General features: G+C 70.8%; 14 protein-coding genes. 9 read left to right on the top strand and 5 right to left on the bottom strand.

What is annotated here, in order from left to right; all coding sequences use genetic code 11:
• The first annotated feature begins 66 nt into the window (after positions 1-66).
• From OG568_RS07385 to OG568_RS07375, 3 genes are all read left to right on the top strand, one after another.
• Positions 67-2448, top strand: coding sequence for a thioester reductase domain-containing protein (locus OG568_RS07385; protein ID WP_329530804.1), 2382 nt, complete (start codon positions 67-69; stop codon positions 2446-2448).
• Entirely contained in the window at positions 2445-3581 is a 1137-nt protein-coding gene (locus tag OG568_RS07380; RefSeq protein WP_329530803.1) for an alpha/beta hydrolase, read from the top strand. Before OG568_RS07385 ends, OG568_RS07380 begins: the two co-directional genes overlap by 4 nt.
• Positions 3582-3645: 64 nt before the next feature.
• Entirely contained in the window at positions 3646-4425 is a 780-nt protein-coding gene (locus OG568_RS07375) for an alpha/beta fold hydrolase (RefSeq protein WP_329530802.1), read from the top strand.
• A 218-nt stretch (positions 4426-4643) separates the two neighbouring features.
• On the opposite strand, the gene OG568_RS07370 is transcribed toward OG568_RS07375, so the two are convergent.
• A complete protein-coding gene (locus OG568_RS07370; protein WP_266588757.1) occupies positions 4644-5600 on the bottom strand; it encodes an ABC transporter substrate-binding protein in 957 nt (318 codons plus the stop codon).
• 443 nt (positions 5601-6043) lie between these two features.
• Between OG568_RS07370 and OG568_RS07365 the strand changes: the two genes are divergently transcribed.
• The 4 genes from OG568_RS07365 to OG568_RS07350 are packed head-to-tail and all read left to right on the top strand — an operon-like array spanning position 6044 to position 10206.
• Positions 6044-8677, top strand: a complete 2634-nt coding sequence (locus OG568_RS07365) for a sensor histidine kinase (protein WP_329530801.1) — start codon at positions 6044-6046, stop codon at positions 8675-8677.
• Positions 8678-8679: 2 nt separating this feature from the next.
• On the top strand, positions 8680-9153 hold the full coding sequence (locus OG568_RS07360) for a roadblock/LC7 domain-containing protein (RefSeq protein ID WP_329536290.1): 474 nt from the start codon (positions 8680-8682) through the stop codon (positions 9151-9153).
• Positions 9154-9212: 59 nt separating this feature from the next.
• Positions 9213-9644 (top strand): DUF742 domain-containing protein, encoded by a 432-nt coding sequence (locus OG568_RS07355; protein WP_385502841.1) that lies wholly within the window; start codon positions 9213-9215, stop codon positions 9642-9644.
• On the top strand, positions 9595-10206 hold the full coding sequence (locus OG568_RS07350; protein WP_266426118.1) for a GTP-binding protein: 612 nt from the start codon (positions 9595-9597) through the stop codon (positions 10204-10206). The genes OG568_RS07355 and OG568_RS07350 overlap by 50 nt, the downstream gene beginning before the upstream one ends.
• Positions 10207-10281: 75 nt before the next feature.
• On the opposite strand, the gene OG568_RS07345 is transcribed toward OG568_RS07350, so the two are convergent.
• Genes OG568_RS07345 through OG568_RS07335 form a run of 3 tightly spaced genes read right to left on the bottom strand, consistent with a single transcriptional unit; the run spans position 10282 to position 12793 of the window.
• Entirely contained in the window at positions 10282-10956 is a 675-nt protein-coding gene (locus OG568_RS07345; RefSeq protein ID WP_329530799.1) for an ABC transporter permease, read from the bottom strand.
• The gene (locus OG568_RS07340; protein WP_329530798.1) at positions 10953-11660 is read right to left on the bottom strand and encodes an ABC transporter permease; all 708 of its coding nucleotides are present in this window, start codon (positions 11658-11660) and stop codon (positions 10953-10955) included. Before OG568_RS07340 ends, OG568_RS07345 begins: the two co-directional genes overlap by 4 nt.
• Positions 11657-12793: an ABC transporter ATP-binding protein gene (locus OG568_RS07335; RefSeq protein WP_329530797.1), complete on the bottom strand. Its 1137-nt coding sequence runs from the start codon at positions 12791-12793 to the stop codon at positions 11657-11659. The genes OG568_RS07340 and OG568_RS07335 overlap by 4 nt, the downstream gene beginning before the upstream one ends.
• 285 nt (positions 12794-13078) lie before the next feature.
• On the opposite strand from OG568_RS07335, the gene OG568_RS07330 reads away from it, so the two are divergent.
• Entirely contained in the window at positions 13079-15169 is a 2091-nt protein-coding gene (locus tag OG568_RS07330; protein WP_329530796.1) for a GH92 family glycosyl hydrolase, read from the top strand.
• 31 nt (positions 15170-15200) lie between these two features.
• Here OG568_RS07330 and OG568_RS07325 read toward each other — a convergent pair whose 3' ends face one another.
• On the bottom strand, positions 15201-15980 hold the full coding sequence (locus tag OG568_RS07325; RefSeq protein WP_329530795.1) for a DeoR/GlpR family DNA-binding transcription regulator: 780 nt from the start codon (positions 15978-15980) through the stop codon (positions 15201-15203).
• A 155-nt stretch (positions 15981-16135) separates the two neighbouring features.
• Between OG568_RS07325 and OG568_RS07320 the strand changes: the two genes are divergently transcribed.
• Positions 16136-17026, top strand: a complete 891-nt coding sequence (locus tag OG568_RS07320; RefSeq protein WP_329530794.1) for an SIS domain-containing protein — start codon at positions 16136-16138, stop codon at positions 17024-17026.
• Positions 17027-17051 lie beyond the last annotated feature (25 nt).

Below are 17051 nucleotides of genomic sequence, written 5' to 3'. Positions count from 1 at the left end.
GACGGGTGAAGGCGGTGGCAGTGGTGGCAGTGAGCGAAGGGACAGGTCACGGGGTGAAGGGTTCTCATGCGTGAAGTGAACGAGGGCGCGCCGGCGTACGCCGGACAGCGGGCGACGGCCGAGACGATCGAGCGGGGTGACGGCGGCGGGCTGAGCGTGGACGCCCTGCTGGCGAAGGTGAGGACGGCCACGGGGTCGACGCCGAACGGTACCGACCTCGCCACTTCGGCGGCGGTGGTCCCGGACGTGGTCCTGGACGTGGGCCCGCAAGTGGGTCCGCACGTGGATCCGGACGTGGGTCCGGACGTGGAGGGTCTGGCCGCCGCCATCGCCGCCGCGGCGGGCCGCCACCTTCCCGAGGGGCACCTGTCGCCCGACGCCGACTTCTTCGACGCCGGGGGCACCTCGGTGGGCGCCGTGGAGCTCCTCGCGACGCTGGAGGACGAGCTGGGCATCGAGATCGCCCTCGACGACGTCTTCGCCGACGCCCGGCCCACCAGCCTCGCCCACCGCTGGCTGTCGACCGCGGGCACCCGTCCGGCGCCCGCACCCGGCGTTCTTCCCGCCCCGGCCTCCCGCACCCCCCGCGCCCCCGTCACCCCCGCCCCGTACTCCACGGCCCGTCCCGAGGACCTCGAGCAGATCCTGGAGGACCTGGCACTCGCCGACCGACTGCCCTGGACCGGCGACCCCGAGCCGGTGCCGCCCCGCCGGATCCTGTTGACCGGCGCCACCGGGTTCCTCGGCAGCCATATGCTCCTCGACCTGCTGCGGCACAGCGACGCCCACGTCCACTGCCTGGTCCGTGCCGCCGACGAGGAGGCGGCCGTCGCGCGGCTCGGCGAGGCGCTCAAGAGCTATGAGCTGCCCTGGTCGTCCGAGGTCCGCCGCCGGGTGACCGTGCTCCCCGGCGACATCCGGCGTCCGCACCTGGGCCTGTCCGACGAACTCTGGACCACGCTCACCCACGAGCTGGACAGCGTCGTCGGCGTGGCGGCCGCCGTGGACTTCCTGCGCGGCTACCAGTCGTTGCGGCAGAGCAACGTCATCGGCTCCCTCACCCTCGCCGAGCTCGCGGCGACCGGCCGGCCGAAGCCGCTGCACCACATCTCCTCCATCGCCGTCTTCAACGAGGTCGGCATCACCGCGATGGGCGAGGACGACCCGCTCGCCCACGTCGACCGCCTTGTCGCGGGCTACGACCAGACCAAGTGGGCGGCCGAGGTCGCCCTGCGACGGGCCCGCGACCACGGCCTGATCGTCACGGCCCTGCGCCCCGGCGGCATCGGCGGCCACACCAGGACCGGCGCCTACAACCCGCAGGACCTCAGCAGCGGCCTCGTCTCGGCCTTCGGCCGCTTCCGCACGGTCCCCGCGTTCAACCACCTCAACGCGGCTCCGGTGGACTGGGTGAGCCGGGTCGCGGTCGCCGTCGTCTGCGAACCCGACGCGTGGGGCTACGACTACAACCTGACCGGCGTTCCCAACACCCTCGACGACGTCGTGCGGGACATGGCCCTCGGCGGGATGCACGTACGCGTCCAGGACTGGGACGAGTGGCGGACGCATGCCCTGGCCCGGCTGGATGCCGAACCGGTGCCCGAACTGGACTTCCTCGCACGAGTGTTGCAGAGCCCGACCGCGCTCAAACTCTGCGAGGCGACCCTGAAGGGTCCGGCGGCCGCCGCCGAGCGCACCGCCGCGCTCGTCGAGGCGCTCGGGCTGCGTCCCGCCGCCCGCTACGACGCCCAGGCCCAGCTGAGGACGTTCGAGCGGCTCGCCGAGGACGGCCTGGCCCGGTTGCCGCACAAGGACGACCAGCCCTACCTGTGGTTCTCCGAGACGACCGAAGGTGGTGTCGGCCCCGTCGGAGCCCCCGCCGACACCCCCTGCTCGATGGCGCTCACCCTCTCCCTCGCGAGCATGTACCAGCTGGTGAAGGAGCGCCGGGTCGATGTCACCGGCGAGTTGACGTGCACGGCGGTGCATCCCGAACCGCTGGTCGTCGAACGCGGCGACGTCTGGATCCGGCCCGAGGAGGGCATCCCGCAGCGGCACGGTATGCGCCACCGGCTCCTCAGCTACCGCCTGACGTTGCGTGACGCGGATGGTGGTCGCTGGTGGCTGGAGGGCCACAAGTACGCCAGGGCCCGCCGAGACGTGTGGCGTCAGACCCGGGCACTCACCGTCGAGATCGGCCGCGAGGGCGCACCGGCGGCCCTGGCGGGCGAGCTCGTCGTGCCCGCCGACACCTATCTGCGCGATCAGATCGACGGCATCAAGGTCGACCCGCGCCTGACCAGCCAGGAGAAGCGGGCCGCCAAGCTGACCTGGCTCGCCTGGTTCGGCCTGGAGATGGGCCGCGGTCTGCTCGGCCCGTTCGCCCGGGCCGCCGCCGACCTCCTCGACCTGCGCCGCACCCCGACCCCCTCGGAGCACCCCCGATGATCCTCCGGACCACCGACTCCCGTACCAGGCCGACGCTCCGCAGGGTCAGGAGCACCACGGCCCTGCGCCCCCTCCACCACCGCCTCGACCCGGCGCGGGTCGAGGAGATCCCCTTCCGGGCGGGCGACGGCGTACGCCTCGGTCTGACCCGCGTCGACAGCGGCGACACGGACCGCCCCGCCGTGCTGCTCCTGCACGGGCACACCGCGTCCGCCGACATGTTCCTGCTGCCCGAGACCCGCAACCTGGTCGACGTCCTGCTCGACGACGGCTACGAGCCCTGGCTGCTCGACTGGCGGGGCAGCTGCCGGCTGCCGTACAACGAGACCGGCCAGAAGTACACGTACGACGACGTCGCCCTGTACGACATCCCCGCGGCCGTCGCCCACATCCGCGGCCGCATCGGCGACCGGCCGCTGTTCGTGGTCGCCCACTGCGTCGGCTCCCTCACACTGTCGCTCAGCATGACGGCGGGGCTGGTCCCGGGCCTCGCGGGCGTGGTGTCCCAGGGCGTGTTCCTGACGCCGAAGCTCGCGGGCCGCACCTCGCTGCGGATGTCGCTGGCGGGGGAGCTGCTCAGGTCCCGCCTCGATCACATACCGGTCGACATCCGCAAGGCCGGCCTGTGGTCGAAGTACACCCCGCTGTTCGCCCTCGCCTCCCGCGGGGCGAGCTGCCCGGACCCGACCTGCCAGATCCTGCACAACTCGGCGTGGGGGACGGGCGCCTCGCTGTTCGTGCACGAGCACCTGTCCGAGGCCACCCACCATCGGCTCGCCGAACTGCTCGGCCCCGCCCCGCTGTGGATCCTGCCGCATCTGCGCCGCATCGAGCTGGCCCGCACCGTGGTGCGCTGGCACGACGGCGACCACCGCTACCGGGCGCTGCCGCAGAACGCGCTCGACGCGGCGGACCGTATCGACACCCCCGTCCTGCTGCTCGCCGGCAGCGAGAACGGCCTGTGGCTCGACTCGCAGAAGCTCTGCCACGACGTACTCGCCCGCAGACAGCCGCAGTTGGACGTCTCCTACACCGAGATTCCCGGCTACGGCCACCTGGACACGTTCCTCGGCCGGGGCGCCGCCCTCGACGTGTTCGGGCACATCCTCGAATTCCTCGGCGAACGACGGTGACGGCGGCCGGGGCGGCCGGTTACCGTACCCGTCAGTAACCGGACCGCACCGCAGGAGGCCACCCATGCCGCAGCTCGAAGTCGACGGCGCCACGCTGACGTACGACGACGAGGGCCCCCACGACGGTGCGGGCGCGCCCCTGGTGTTCATCCACGGCTGGACCGCCAACCGGCACCGCTGGGACCACCAGCTGGCGCACTTCTCCGCCACACGGCGGGTCATACGTGTCGATCTGCGGGGACACGGCGAGAGCGGTGGGTCGGGACGGCGGAGCATCGGGGAGCTGGCCGGGGACGTCCTCGCCGTCCTCGACCACCTGAAGGTCGACCGGTTCGTCCCCGTCGGTCACTCGATGGGCGGGATGATCGCGCAGACCCTGGCGCTGGGCCACCCGGACCGGATCGAGCGCATGGTCCTGGTGAACTCGATCAGCCGGATGACGTACAGCCGGGGGAGGGGCCTGTTGATGGCGGTGTCCACGCGGGTGCCGTTCAAGCTGTTCGTCGCCACCAACATCCAGCGGGCGTTCGCCCCCGGCTACCCGCGCGAGGAGATCAAGGAGTACATCCGGACCTCCGCGGCCACACCGCAGGAGGTGGTCATGACCTGCTACGGCGCGATGCGGTCCTTCGACGTCCTCGACCGGGTCGGGGAGATCCGTGTCCCCACCCTCATGATCCACGGCTACTACGACATCCAGCTGCCCGTCTCCCAGATGCTGCGGATGGCGAAGGCGTACCCGGACGCGGAGGTGCGCATCCTGGACGCCGGCCACGAACTCCCGGTGGAGAAGCCCGAGGAGCTCACCTCGACCATCGACCGGTTCCTGACCGAACGCCCCTGAGACGCCCGCGAGCCGTCCAAGGCGTCGCCGGATCCTAGGGCATCGCGATCGGCAGCGGGCGCCGGGCGACCTCGTGGGCGCCCTCGGGGGGCAGGCCCAGCATGCGCAGGATGCGTTAGAGCTGCGGGTTCCTGCCCTCAGGAGTGCGGGTCCCCGCCTTCAGGGGTGCACAGAGGCCGGAACGGGCGTCCGCTCCGGCCTCTGTGTATCCGTCAGAACTACAGTCCGGCGGTCGACAGCCAGGTCTTGGCCACGTCCAGCGGGTCCTTGTTGTCGTTCTGCACCTGGGCGTTGAGCTTGACCAGGGTCTCCGTGTCGAGCTTCGCCGATACGGCGTTGAGCGCGGAAACTCCGGCGGAGGAGAGACCGCTCTTGTAGGCCAGCGGCGTCACATTCTCAAAGCCGAAGAGATTCTTCGGGTCTTGAAGGACCACGAACTTGTTCTTGGTGATTCCGGGGTCGGTCGTGAAAAGATCCGCGGCCTGAATGTTGTTGCCCTTCAGGGCCGCCACGGTGAGCGGACCGCCCGCGTCCAGCGCCTTGAACGACTTGAATTCAAGGCCGTATTCGGACTTCAGGCCCAGCAGCCCCTGCTTGCGCGTCTGGAACTCCGGCGATCCACCGATGACCACGTCCTTGGCCAGGTCGGCGAGGTCGGCGATGGTCGACGAGGTCGTGAGCTTGTACTTCTTGGCGGTCGCCTCGTTGACCGCGATCGCGTCCTTGTCCTCCGCCTTGGAGGGCTCGAGCAGGGTCAACTTGGAATCGAGCGCGGCCGTGATGGCCTTGCTCGTGTCCTCGACCGTGGTCGGGGCCGCCTTGGCGTTCAGGTAGGCCAGCAGTGCGCCGTTGTACTCGGGCAGGACCGTGATCGTGCCGTTCTTGATCAGCCCGTAGGTGGTCTCGCGGCTACCGATGTTCAACTTGTAACTGACCTTGACGCCCTTGGCCTTCAGGGCCTCGCCGTAGATGTCGGCGAGCAGGATGCTCTCGGGGAAGTTGTTGGAGCCGACCACGACCGTGCCGCCCTTGGCGGAGTCGCCCTTCAGCGGGTCCTTGCTGCCGGAGTCGTCGGAGGAGCCGCAGCCCGTGAGGGCGGCCGCGGCCACGACCAGCAGGGATACAGCGTACGTCGCGGTCGTTTTGGTGCTTCTGGCGTGGGTCACGTTGGTCATCCAGACTTCTGCATGGGCGGTCGACGGCCGGAAGGCATGGCGTGATGACGATCCAATCGATCCCAGTAACGCACCGTCAAGACACGAATAGATCACCGATGGAGACCGCACGGCTTCGCCGCGTGGGCGCAACCTGACCGAAACAGCAACGAACCTGACGTATCGTCACGCCACTTTTTGGTTGATCATGGCCGTACTCTTGCGGCAGCCGCTAATGTTGGCCGAGTCGGGGGACCTGGTTCCACTTGCTCGGCCCGAGCGTGCTGACGTGACCCGAGTCAACGCAGCCCGGGCTGCGGGCTTCCAATTGGGATTGAAGTCAAGGAGGTTTGGTGCCCGCGCACAGGAAAGCCGCCCGGGGGCCGCAGACCACGGCTCCCCGAATAGGCCGGACACCCTCCCTCCTCGACCGTTGGCCTTTCCGTCGGAAACTCAACGTCCTGGTGATTGTTCCGCTCGCCGTCGTGTCGGCGATGATGGCCTACATCACCTACTCCGAGATCGACTTGGCCCGTTCCGCCGCCGAGACCACCCGGCTCGTCCAGGACAGCGCGCAGGTCACCAAACTCATCGACGGTGTCCAGACCGAACACCGGCAGGCGCTCCTCGTCTCCCTGCACTACGAGGCGGCCCGCTCCGGCGAAAAGGCGCCCGACACCTCCGCCTTCCTTCAGGCGCAGCAGAAGGTCACCGCCCAGGCGGAGGCCGTGCGGTCCACCTATGGAGACCGGCTGCCGGACGCCGAGGCCCAGGCGCTCAAGGAGTTGGAGGGCCTCGACAGCCTCCGCAAGACCATCGAAGAGGGCCCGATCCCCGCCGACAACATCGACCCGGCCTACGGATCGGTCATCGAGGGCCTCATCAACGGCCTCGGCCTCGGCCAGTCGGGCGGCGAGTCGTCGGAGTCCGCGGGCAATCTGCTCGACGCGCTGCTGCGCGCCGACACCGCCCACGCGTCCTTCGAGACCAGCGTGTTCGCGGCCCGGACCCGTGACCCCAACGCGCTCATCGAGTACACCGGAGCCGTCGGTGACTACGAGCAGTACACCTACCAGGCCGAGCGGTTCACCCGGTTCGCCAGCCAGGAGCAGGGCGCCGAGCTCGCCTCGATCGAGCACAGCCCGTACCAGAGCGTCGTCGCCCAGCACTACGCCGCGCTGCAGGTCGACCCCAGCGGTCTGGTCGCCGAGAGCGACTCGCAGTTGCGTGCCGCGCTCGACGACGCCCTGGCCGCCGACCCGACGTACCAGCGGCAGGCGCAGAACCGGCTGAAGATCACCGAGTCGCTCATCCACCAGATCGCCGCCGACACCCAGAAGGCGTCCAGCGACGCCTGGTGGCAGGTGCTGTGGCTGGTGGGCGCCAACCTCGCCGCCTTCGCGGCCTGGATCCTGTTCTCCGTGCTGATGCGGCGCTCCGTGGTGCGGACCGTGAAGACCCTCACCGAGGCGGCGCAGCACGTGGCCGCCGCGGCCGAGAGCGAACTCGCCCGGGTCGCCGACGACGACGCCGACGACGCGAGCCCGCCGCGCCTCGAAGCCGTACCGGTGCCGGTCCGCGACGAGATCGGTGAACTCGCCGAAGCCTTCAACCAGGTGCAGGTGACGGCCACCGCCCTGCTGGAGCGCCAGGTCATCAGCCGCCGCAACATCGCCGAGATGTTCGGCAACGTCGGCCGCCGCGTCAGCAACCTGACCGCCCGTCAGCTCGGGCTGATCGACTCGGTGGAGCGCGGCGAGACCGACCCGGAGGTACTGGACCGGCTCTACCGCATCGACCACATCGCGGTACGCCTCCAGCGCAACGCCGACAGCCTGATGCTGCTCGCCGGCATTCGCGAGACGGGCCTCAGTACCGGGCCCATGCGGCTCAGCAACATCGTCCGTGCCGCGCTCGGCCAGATCGAGGGATACCAGCGGGTCACCCCGCACGCCGAGGGCGATGTCACCGTCGCCCCCGACATCGTCGGCGACCTCACACTGATGCTCGCCGAACTGCTGGAGAACGCGGTGACGTTCTCCCCGGCGTCCAGCAGTGTCGAAGTGGTCCTGCGGCCCCGGCACGGCTCCGGCGGCGGCGCCCTGATCGAGATCATCGACCACGGGCTCGGGATGAGCGCGGAGCGGCTGGAGGAGGAGAACGCCCGCCTGATCCGCCGTGAGCGGCTCGACCTGGCCCCGACCGAGGTCCTCGGCCTCTTCGTGGTCGGCGGTCTGTCCCGGCGCTGGGGCATCGAGGTCGTCCTGACCCGCACCCCGGGCGGCGGCGTCACCGCCACCGTCGCGGTGCCCGGCTCGCATCTGCTGCTCGCCGACCCCACCGGAGCCGCGACGCGCGCCCCGCACATCCTGCCGCCGCCGCGCCGCTCCGGCGGGCTCGAACCGCGCCCCGCGGAGGTCGACCCGGAGCCCGGCCCCTCGTCCCTGCCCCGCAGGATCCCGGCACGCAGCCGGGGAGCCGACGGCCACACGGGCCGTCAGGACCCGACGGGCGACGGCGCCATGGGCGGCTACGGCGGCCCCGCCGCATCCCGGCCCAGGCCGGGTGGCACACCCACCACCACGACCCCGGCGGCCGCGCGGCGCACGGGCGCCGCGGAGCGCGAGACAGCGGGACGCGCCACGCCTCAGGGCGCGGTCGGCGGCCCGGACCACCAGCGTGGCACCGGCCCCGGCAGCGGGCTCGGACAGCCGCCCCGCGGCGCGGGCACCCCTCGCGGCTCAGGTACGGCTCCCTCGGTGCCCGGCAGCGCCCCGGCGCGACCGGGCGAGGGCGGCCCCAGTCCGCTCAGGCGGCGGGTGCGCGGCGCGACCCTGCAGGCCACCACCGCCTCGACCCGGCTGCCCAAACAGACCATCACCAACCCACGGCCGCCCGCCTGGCAGACCGCCGACGCGGAAGCGGCACGATCCGAGATCGACGAGTTGGAGGAAGCCGTCCTGCGGGCCGAGCGCGAGAGCGCGGCACAGGCCCGTCGTACCGGCTTCGGGTCGGCCCGTTCAGGGGGCCGTCCCGACACCTCCGGCGAGTCCAGCACAGAGAACAGACCCTCATTCCCGGAAGGCACGAGCAAGTGACCATGTGGACAGGTGAACCGGAGTCCGCGGCCGTGGAACCGGCGACGGACGTGAAGACAGCCGCTGCCGACTTCAATTGGCTGCTCAATCGTTTCGCCACCGAGACCGCCGGCGTCGTCGACGTGATCGGGGTGTCCTCCGACGGTCTGCTGATCGCGGTGTCCCAACTGCGTGGCAAGGCGGACTCGGAGCGGCTCGCGGCCATCGTCTCCGGGATCACCAGCCTCGCCATGGGCGCGTCCGGCAACTACGGCCTCGGCGGGCTCAACAAGGTCATCATCGACCTGGAGGAAGGGCACGTCCTGGTGTCCGCGCTCGGCGCGGGCGCGGTGCTCGGCGTGGTCGCCTCCAAGGAGGCGAAGCTCGGGAACATCGCGTACGAGATGACCCTGTTCGCCAACCGCGCCGGTGCCGCTCTGAGCCCGCAACTGGTCATGGAACTCAAGAACACCGTGGGGATCACGCCGACCGGTTGACGGTCGGCGGGGGCGTCACGAAGGCCGGGACGACCCGCGAGGTGAAGGGTGAGGACGAGATGACGGCCGGCGAGCCATCAGCCGCCGACGACGACGCATGGGGAGCGGAGCACCCCCCGTCGATCGTTCGGCCATTCCTGCTGACCGCGGGGCGGATCGCCGGCGGTGACAGTCTGGTGCCGACGATTCCGATCGAGACGCAGGTCGTCGCGACCGATCTCGGTCTGGCGACGCTGGACGCCTTCGTCTTCGACCAGCACCGCGACATCATCACGGTCTGCCGTCAGCCGCTGTCGCTGGCGGAGATCGCGTCGAAGCTGCGGATGCATTTGAATGTGATCAGGGTGCTCGCCGACGATCTGCGCGCCGACGGTCAACTGGCCTTGTACGCACCGCAGGCCGAATCCGCCCGCGACGCCACCGTATTGCGAAGGGTTATCGATGGTCTCCGAGCTATCCCCGACTCCCGGGGCGCGATCCGTGAGCGCTGACACCGAGGGTCCCCGGCCGCCGATGCCGGTCAAGATGGTGATCGCGGGCGGCTTCGGCGTGGGCAAGACCACCACCGTGGGTGCCATCTCCGAAATCGAGCCGCTCACCACCGAGGCGTCCATCACCTCGGTCGCCGCGGGCATCGACGACCTCTCCCACACCCCGGAGAAGATGACGACCACCGTCGCCATGGACTTCGGCTGTGTCACGCTCGACCCGACCCTGAAGCTCTATCTGTTCGGCACCCCCGGCCAGGAGCGCTTCGGGTTCATGTGGGACGACCTGGTCGAGGGCGCCCTCGGCGGGCTGGTCATCGTCGACACCCGCCGGCTCGACGACTGCTACGCGGCCGTCGACTACTTCGAGCACCGCGAGATCCCCTTCGCGGTGGCCGTCAACGCCTTCGACGGCAAGGTCGAACACGATCTGAACGACGTGCGGTGGGCCCTCGACGTGGGCGACCACGTGCCGCTCACCGTGTTCGACGCCCGCGAGCGCGGGTCCGTACGGGACGCGCTCCTCGTCGTCCTCGAACACGCCCTGGCGACCGCGGAACAGTGAACAAGAGAAGAAGGGGGGACGGGCCCGCGCCCGTCCCCCCTTCTTCTTCGCTCTCCTCGAGGCCGTGAGACCTCCTCAGGCCGTACGGCGCCTGCGCACCCCGGGGGACACCGCCACCCGGGTCACGGCCCAGAACAAGACGAGGACGAGCAGCGCCAGGATCGCGGTGAGAGCCGCGCCGCCCACCACCTTCTCGTAGTCGCGCTGGTAGAGGCCGTCCAGGATGTAACGGCCGACCCCGCCCAGGCTCACATAGGCCGCGATCGTCGCCGTGGACACGATCTGGATCGCCGCCGAACGCAGACCGCTGAGGATCAGCGGCAGCGCCGCCGGCACCTCGACCTGGAACAGGACCTTCCCCTCCGGCATGCCCATTCCGCGGGCGGCGTCGACGGGGGAGGGATCCAGGGTGCGGATCGCCTCGTACGTGGTGATGAGGATGGGCGGGATCGCCAGCACCACGAGCGGGATCATCACCGGCACGATGCCGAGGCCGAGCCAGACGAACATCAGCACCAGCAGGCCGAAGGTGGGCAGCGCCCGGGCACCCGCCGACACGAAGGCCAGCGCGTCGCCGCCGCGGCCGGTGTGTCCGGTGACCAGGCCGATGGGCAGCCCGACGGCCGCGGCGATCGCGAGCGCCCCGGCGGTGTACTGGAGGTGTTCCCACACGCGCTGCGGGATCCCGTCGTACCCGTGCCAGTGGGACCCGTCGGTGAAGAAGGACTGAATGAAGTTGAGTACGTTCACGAGACGCTCTCCGGTGTGCGGGCGGCGCCCGCGATCGTGGACGTACAGCGTGCGGCCTTGCGGCCGGAGGCCGGCTGCCAGGGGGTGAGCACGCGGCGCAGCAGGACGAGCACGGCGTCGACCAGTACCGCGAGAACGGCGGTGGTGACCACCGAGTTCACGGCGAGGAGAGGGCGGTGGTAGAGCATCGCCGTGGTGAGCAGGTTGCCCAGCGCTCCCTGGTTGCCGATCAGCGAGCCGACACTGACCAGACTGATGCTGGACGCGGTCGCCACGCGCAGTCCGGCCATGATCGCGGGTACGGCGATGGGCAGTTGGACCTGGAGGTAGCGCCGCAGCGAACCGATGCCCATGGCCGCGGCGGCGGCGTTCGTCTCCTCGGGCACCGAGCGGACGCCGTCGACCACCGCCGGGACCAGGACCACCAGACTGTAGAGGGTCAGCGGGATCATCACGGTGGTCTTGCTCAGCCCGGTGTAGTCGATGAGCACCACGAAGAAGGCGATCGACGGGATCGCGTAGAGCACCGTGGTGATCCAGAGGACCGGCGGATAGACCCAGTTGACACGGACGCACAGCAGGCCGATCGGCAGCGCCAGCAGGAGGCCGATGAGCACCGGGACCAGTGCCTCCTGCATGTGTGTGGAGATCAGGCCGAGATAGCTGCTCTGGAGGTCGCTCGGGATGTCGAAGAAGCCGTTCATCGCGTGGCCTTCACCGTGGAGACGCCCTCGGAGTCCGCGGCACGGCGCTGCCTGGCCGCGCGGATCGCCGTGGCGACCGTCTCCTGCCCGGCGAGCCCCAGTACGCGTCCCGCCCCGTCCACGGCGACCGCCTGACCGGTCGGCGAGAGCACCGCCCGGTCCAGCGCGACCCGCAGCGAGTCCTTGCCGACCTCGAAGGCCTGCCCGTACGGCTCCAGTGCCCGCACTTCACCGTCCCACACCGTCAGGTCGGCCCAGCCCAGCGGCTTTCCGTCCGCGTCGGTGACCAGGACCGGTTCCGCGCCGCCCGGCTTCCCGGCGAGCTGCTTCCAGTCGGTGCCGACCGGGAAGACCCGGGAGCGGTCGAGCTCGAGGTCGCGGGTGGACAGGAAGGACAGCCCACGGATGCCCCGGTCGCCGCCGAGGAACTCCTCCACGAACGCGTCGGCGGGCGCCGACAACAGCTCGTCGGGGGCGGCGAACTGGGCGAGCTTGCCACCGGTGCGCAGTACGGCGACGCGGTCACCGATCGTGATGGCCTCGTCCATGTCGTGGGTGACGAACACGATGGCCTTGCCCAGCTCGCCCTGGATGCGCAGCAACTCCTCCTGCAGACCGCGGCGGACGACCGGGTCGACGGCGGAGAAGGGCTCGTCCATCAACAGGATCGGCGGGTCGGCGGCGAGTGCGCGGGCGACACCGACGCGCTGCTGCTGGCCGCCGGAGAGCTGGTAGGGGTAGCGGCGGGCCATGGCCGGGTCCAGACCCACCCGTTCCATCAGTTCCGCCGCGCGGGCGCGGGCGCGCTGCTTGGACCAGCCGAGCAGCCGCGGCACCGTGGCGATGTTGTCGAGGATGGTGCGGTGCTGGAAGAGCCCCGCGTTCTGGATGACGTAACCCATCGACTGGCGCAGGGCGTTGACCGGCTTGCGGAGGATGTCCTCGCCGTCGACGCGGATCGTGCCGCTGCTGGGCTCGATCATGCGGTTGATCATCCGCAGTGTGGTGGTCTTGCCGCACCCCGAAGGCCCGACGAGCACGGTGATCGAGTGGTTCGGTATCTGCAGGGACAGGCGATCGACGGCCACCGTGCCGTCGGCATATCGCTTGCTGACATCTTCGATGGCTATCAAGCGTCGAAACCCTTCGGGAACGGCTGTGATCGGACGTGACCGCATCACATGCACGAGGGTGCGTAGTCTAGCCAGTTGGCGCATGTGTTCGGGCATCGTGGGGTGGCCGGTTGTGGTGGGTGCGCGGGTGGATCCCGTCGCGTCGTACGAGCCGGTCGGGTGAGACCGGGCGCCCCGCCGTGCGGGTGATCTCCGGGCGTGGCGGCCCGGAGGCGATGACGTCCGCGGTGAGACTGTCGCCCTCGTACCCTGTCGCCCCTCCCGCCACAGCCCGGAGAGACCCACTTGCGATTCCCCTTCCGCCGGGCCGCGCTGGCCGGCGCCGCCGCGCTCGTCGTGTCGTTCGCCCCGGCCGCACCCGCCGCCGCGGACTACACGGTGGCCGACCCGGCCCAGTACGTGAACCCCTTCGTCGGCACCGCGCCCGGAGGGGCCGATTTCGGCCATGGCGGTGGTGCCGGAAACACCTTCCCCGGCGCGACCGCGCCGCTCGGCGGGGTGCAGTGGAGCCCGGACACGGTGACCTACCAGCACGGCGGGTACGCGTACGGGGACAACCGGATCAGAGGGTTCAGCCTCACCCACCTCTCCGGGGCCGGCTGCAAGGACTACGGCAATGTGCCCTTCATGCCGATGCCGGCCGGCGACACCACCGGGCGGGCGACCTTCTCGCACGCCAACGAGCAGGCGACACCCGGGAACTACCGGGTCACCTTCGACAACGGCATCCGCAGCGAACTCACCGCCACCCAGCGCTCCGGCATCGCCCGCTTCACCTATCCCGCCACCGACGACCGCCCCGCCGCGCTGAGCGTCGACGCGGGCAGGGCGTTCAACACGGCCACCGGAACGGTCGACATCGGCACCGACACCCTGTCCGGGTTCACCGACAGCGGCGGCTTCTGCAAGTCCGCCAACCGCTACCGGCTCTACTTCCACGCGGTGTTCGACCACCGCTTCGCCCACGCCGCCCATCCGGACGGCAGACCGGGCGCCGCGCAGGTCTCCTTCGGCCTCGACGTGCGCACCGTGACCGTGCGCGTCGGCGTCTCCTTCGTCAGCGTCGACGGCGCCCGCCGCAACATCGCCGCCGAGCAGCACACGAACTCCTACGACCAGATCCGGCGGGCCGCCCGCGACCGGTGGAACGACTGGCTCGGCCGTATCAGCGTCGGCGGCGGCACCGACACCCAGCGCCGGGTCTTCTACACCGCCCTGTACCACTCGCTCCTGCACCCCAGCGCCTTCAGCGACGCCGACGGCCGCTACCCCGGCATGGACGGCCGCATCCACAGCACCGCCTCCGGACACGTCCAGTACGCGAACTTCTCCGGCTGGGACGTCTACCGCTCCCAGGTCCAACTGCTCGCCCTGCTGGCCCCCCACGAAGCCTCCGACATCGCGCGGTCCGTCCTCAACCAGGGCCTCCAGGCGGGCTACTTCGACCGCTGGACCCTCGCCAACGGCGGCACCGGCGTCATGGTCGGCGACCCGCTGCCCGTCATCGCCTCCGCCGTCCACGCCTTCGGCGCCACCGACTTCGACGCACGCGGCCTGCTGCGCGCCGCCATGGCGGGCCGCAAGGACGAGCGCCAGCGGCCCGGACACGCGCAGTACGACGCCATCGGCTACATCCCCGCCGGTACCAAGGGAGTGTGGGGCTCGGCGGCCACCACCCTCGAATACGCCGTCTGCGACTACGCGTTGGCCCAGCTCGCCCACCGTCTCGGCGACACGGCGGCCTACGCCACCCTGCTGAAGGCCTCCGGGAACTGGCGCAACCTCTTCAACCCCGCCACCGGCTACCTCCAGCCGCGTGCGGCCGACGGCAGCTGGCCGGCCTTCACCCCCGCGCAGACCAAGGAGTACGTCGAGGGCAACGCCGCCCAGTACACCTGGATGGTCCCGCACGACCTGCCCGGCCTCTTCACCCTGATGGGCGGGAACGCCGCCGTCACCGCCCGCCTCGACACCTTCTTCACCCGGCTCAACGCGGGCGGCACCGAGCCCTACGCCTACCTCGGCAACGAGCCCTCCTTCGACACCCCTTGGGCGTACGACTTCGCGGGCCGCCCCGACCGCGCCCGCGACACCGTCCGCCGCGCCCTGGCCACCCTGTTCAGCGACCGCCCCGACGGCCTCGTCGGCAACGACGACCTCGGCGCGATGTCCTCCTGGGCCGTGTGGGCGAGCCTCGGCATGTACCCGCAAGCCGCCGGCACGGGGCAACTCGCCCTGGCCGAACCGGCCTTCCCCAGCACCGTCGTGCACCGCCCCGGCGGCCCCAGGATGGTGCTCGCCGCGCCCGACGCCTCCGCCACCAGCCGCGACATCCGCACGCTCACCGTCACCGCGCCGCAGCGGAAGGGTTCGTGAAACCGGCGTCGCAGCAGCGGGGTCGGGGTCGTCAGACGGCGACGACCCCGACCCCCGCCTCCGTGAACCGCCGCACCGTCTCCTCGTCCACCGCCGAGTCGGTGACCAGGGTGTCCACCGACTCGGCCGCGCAGATCCGGGCGAAGGCACGCCGTCCCAGCTTGCTGGAGTCGGCGGCGACGATCACACGCTCGGCGCGCTCGCACAGCAGCCGGTTGATCGCCGCCTCGGCCTCGTCGTGGGCGGCCGCCCCGTGCGTCACGTCGAAGGCGACCACGCCCAGGACGGCGACGTCCATGGTGATCTGACTGAGCACACCGTCCGCGAGGGGCCCGACCAGCTCGTACGACTGCGGGCGGGCCACCCCGCCGGTCAGCACGATCTTGAACTGAGGCCGCACGGCGAGTTCATTGGCGATGTTGAGCGCGTTCGTCACGATGGTCAGCGCGGGCGACCCCGAGGTGAGATCGGAGCGTACCGCCAGGGCGCGGGCCACCTCGGTGGTGGTCGTGCCGCCGGTGAGGCCCACCGCCTCGCCGGGCGCGACGAGATCGGCCACCGCCTTCGCGATGCGCTGCTTCTCCGACGCGTGCCGGGCGGTCTTGTAGCGCAGCGGCAGCTCGTACGACACCCCGTGCACGACCGCGCCGCCCCGGGTGCGTACGAGCATCTGCTGCTCGGCGAGCTGGTCGAAGTCGCGCCGGATGGTCGCGGGCGACACCTCCAGCTCGGCCGCGGCCTGCTCGACCTCCAGCCGGCCCCGCTCCACGAGCAGTTCCAGCAGCGCCTTCCAGCGGGCGTCGCGCGACATCCGCACTCTCCGTTCCTCGATCCTTCGCGACCCTAGCGCACCCCCGGCGTACCGCATTCCCCGGCATTTCCGACGTCGACATGCTTGATTGTGCTCGAAAGTCTGCCTTAACTTGCACTACCTTGCATGAAGGACGTCAGTGGGAGGGGTACCGCATGACCTATGTCGAGCACGAGCTGAACAGCCAGCCCGAGTGCTGGATCCGCGCCGCCGAGCAGGCCAAGGCGCACGACGACGCACTGCCGGAAGCGGGGGAGCGGGTCGCGATCGTGGGCTGCGGAACCTCCTTCTTCATGGCGCAGGCCGTCGCCGCGCTGCGCGAAGGGTCCGGGCAGGGCGAGACGGACGCCTTCGCCGCGTCGGAGTTCCCGGAGAGCCGCTCCTACGACCGCGTGATCGCCCTCACCCGCTCCGGCACCACCACCGAGGTGCTCGAAATCCTCGGGCGGCTGCGCGGACGTACCCGGACGACCGCGATCACCGCCGACCCCGAAACCCCCGTGATGGACCGCGCGGACGACCTCGTCGTACTCGAGTTCGCGGACGAACGCTCCGTGGTGCAGACCCGCTTCGCGACCACCGCGCTCACCCTGCTCCGCGCCCACCTCGGACTGCACACCGACGCCGTCGTCGCCGACGCGCGCACCGCGCTCGCGACCCCGCTGCCCGAAGGGCTCGTCGAATGCGAGCAGTTCACCTTCCTCGGCCGCGGGTGGACCGTCGGGCTCGCCAACGAGGCCGGACTCAAGATGCGCGAAGCCTCCCTGGCCTGGACCGAGGCGTACCCGGCGATGGAGTACCGGCACGGGCCCATCAGCATCACCACCGCCGGCACCGCCACCTGGATGCTCGGCGAGGCCCCCGAAGGGCTGGCCGAGCAGGTACGGGCCACGGGGGGACGGTGGGTGGCGGGTGAGCTCGACCCGCTCGCCGAGCTCGTCCGCGCCCAGCGGCTCGCGGTCGCCGTCGCCGCGGCCCGCGGACTCGACCCCGACCGGCCGCGCCATCTGACCCGCTCGGTCGTCCTCGCCCCGTCGGCCCGCTGAGCCGGCGGGCCGCGCAGCCAGAAGG

Source organism: Streptomyces sp. NBC_01450, assembly GCF_036227505.1.
In the GTDB taxonomy this organism is placed as follows: domain Bacteria; phylum Actinomycetota; class Actinomycetes; order Streptomycetales; family Streptomycetaceae; genus Streptomyces.
Note: the sequence above shows the minus strand (reverse complement) of the source record. Positions and strands in the feature narration are given on the sequence as shown.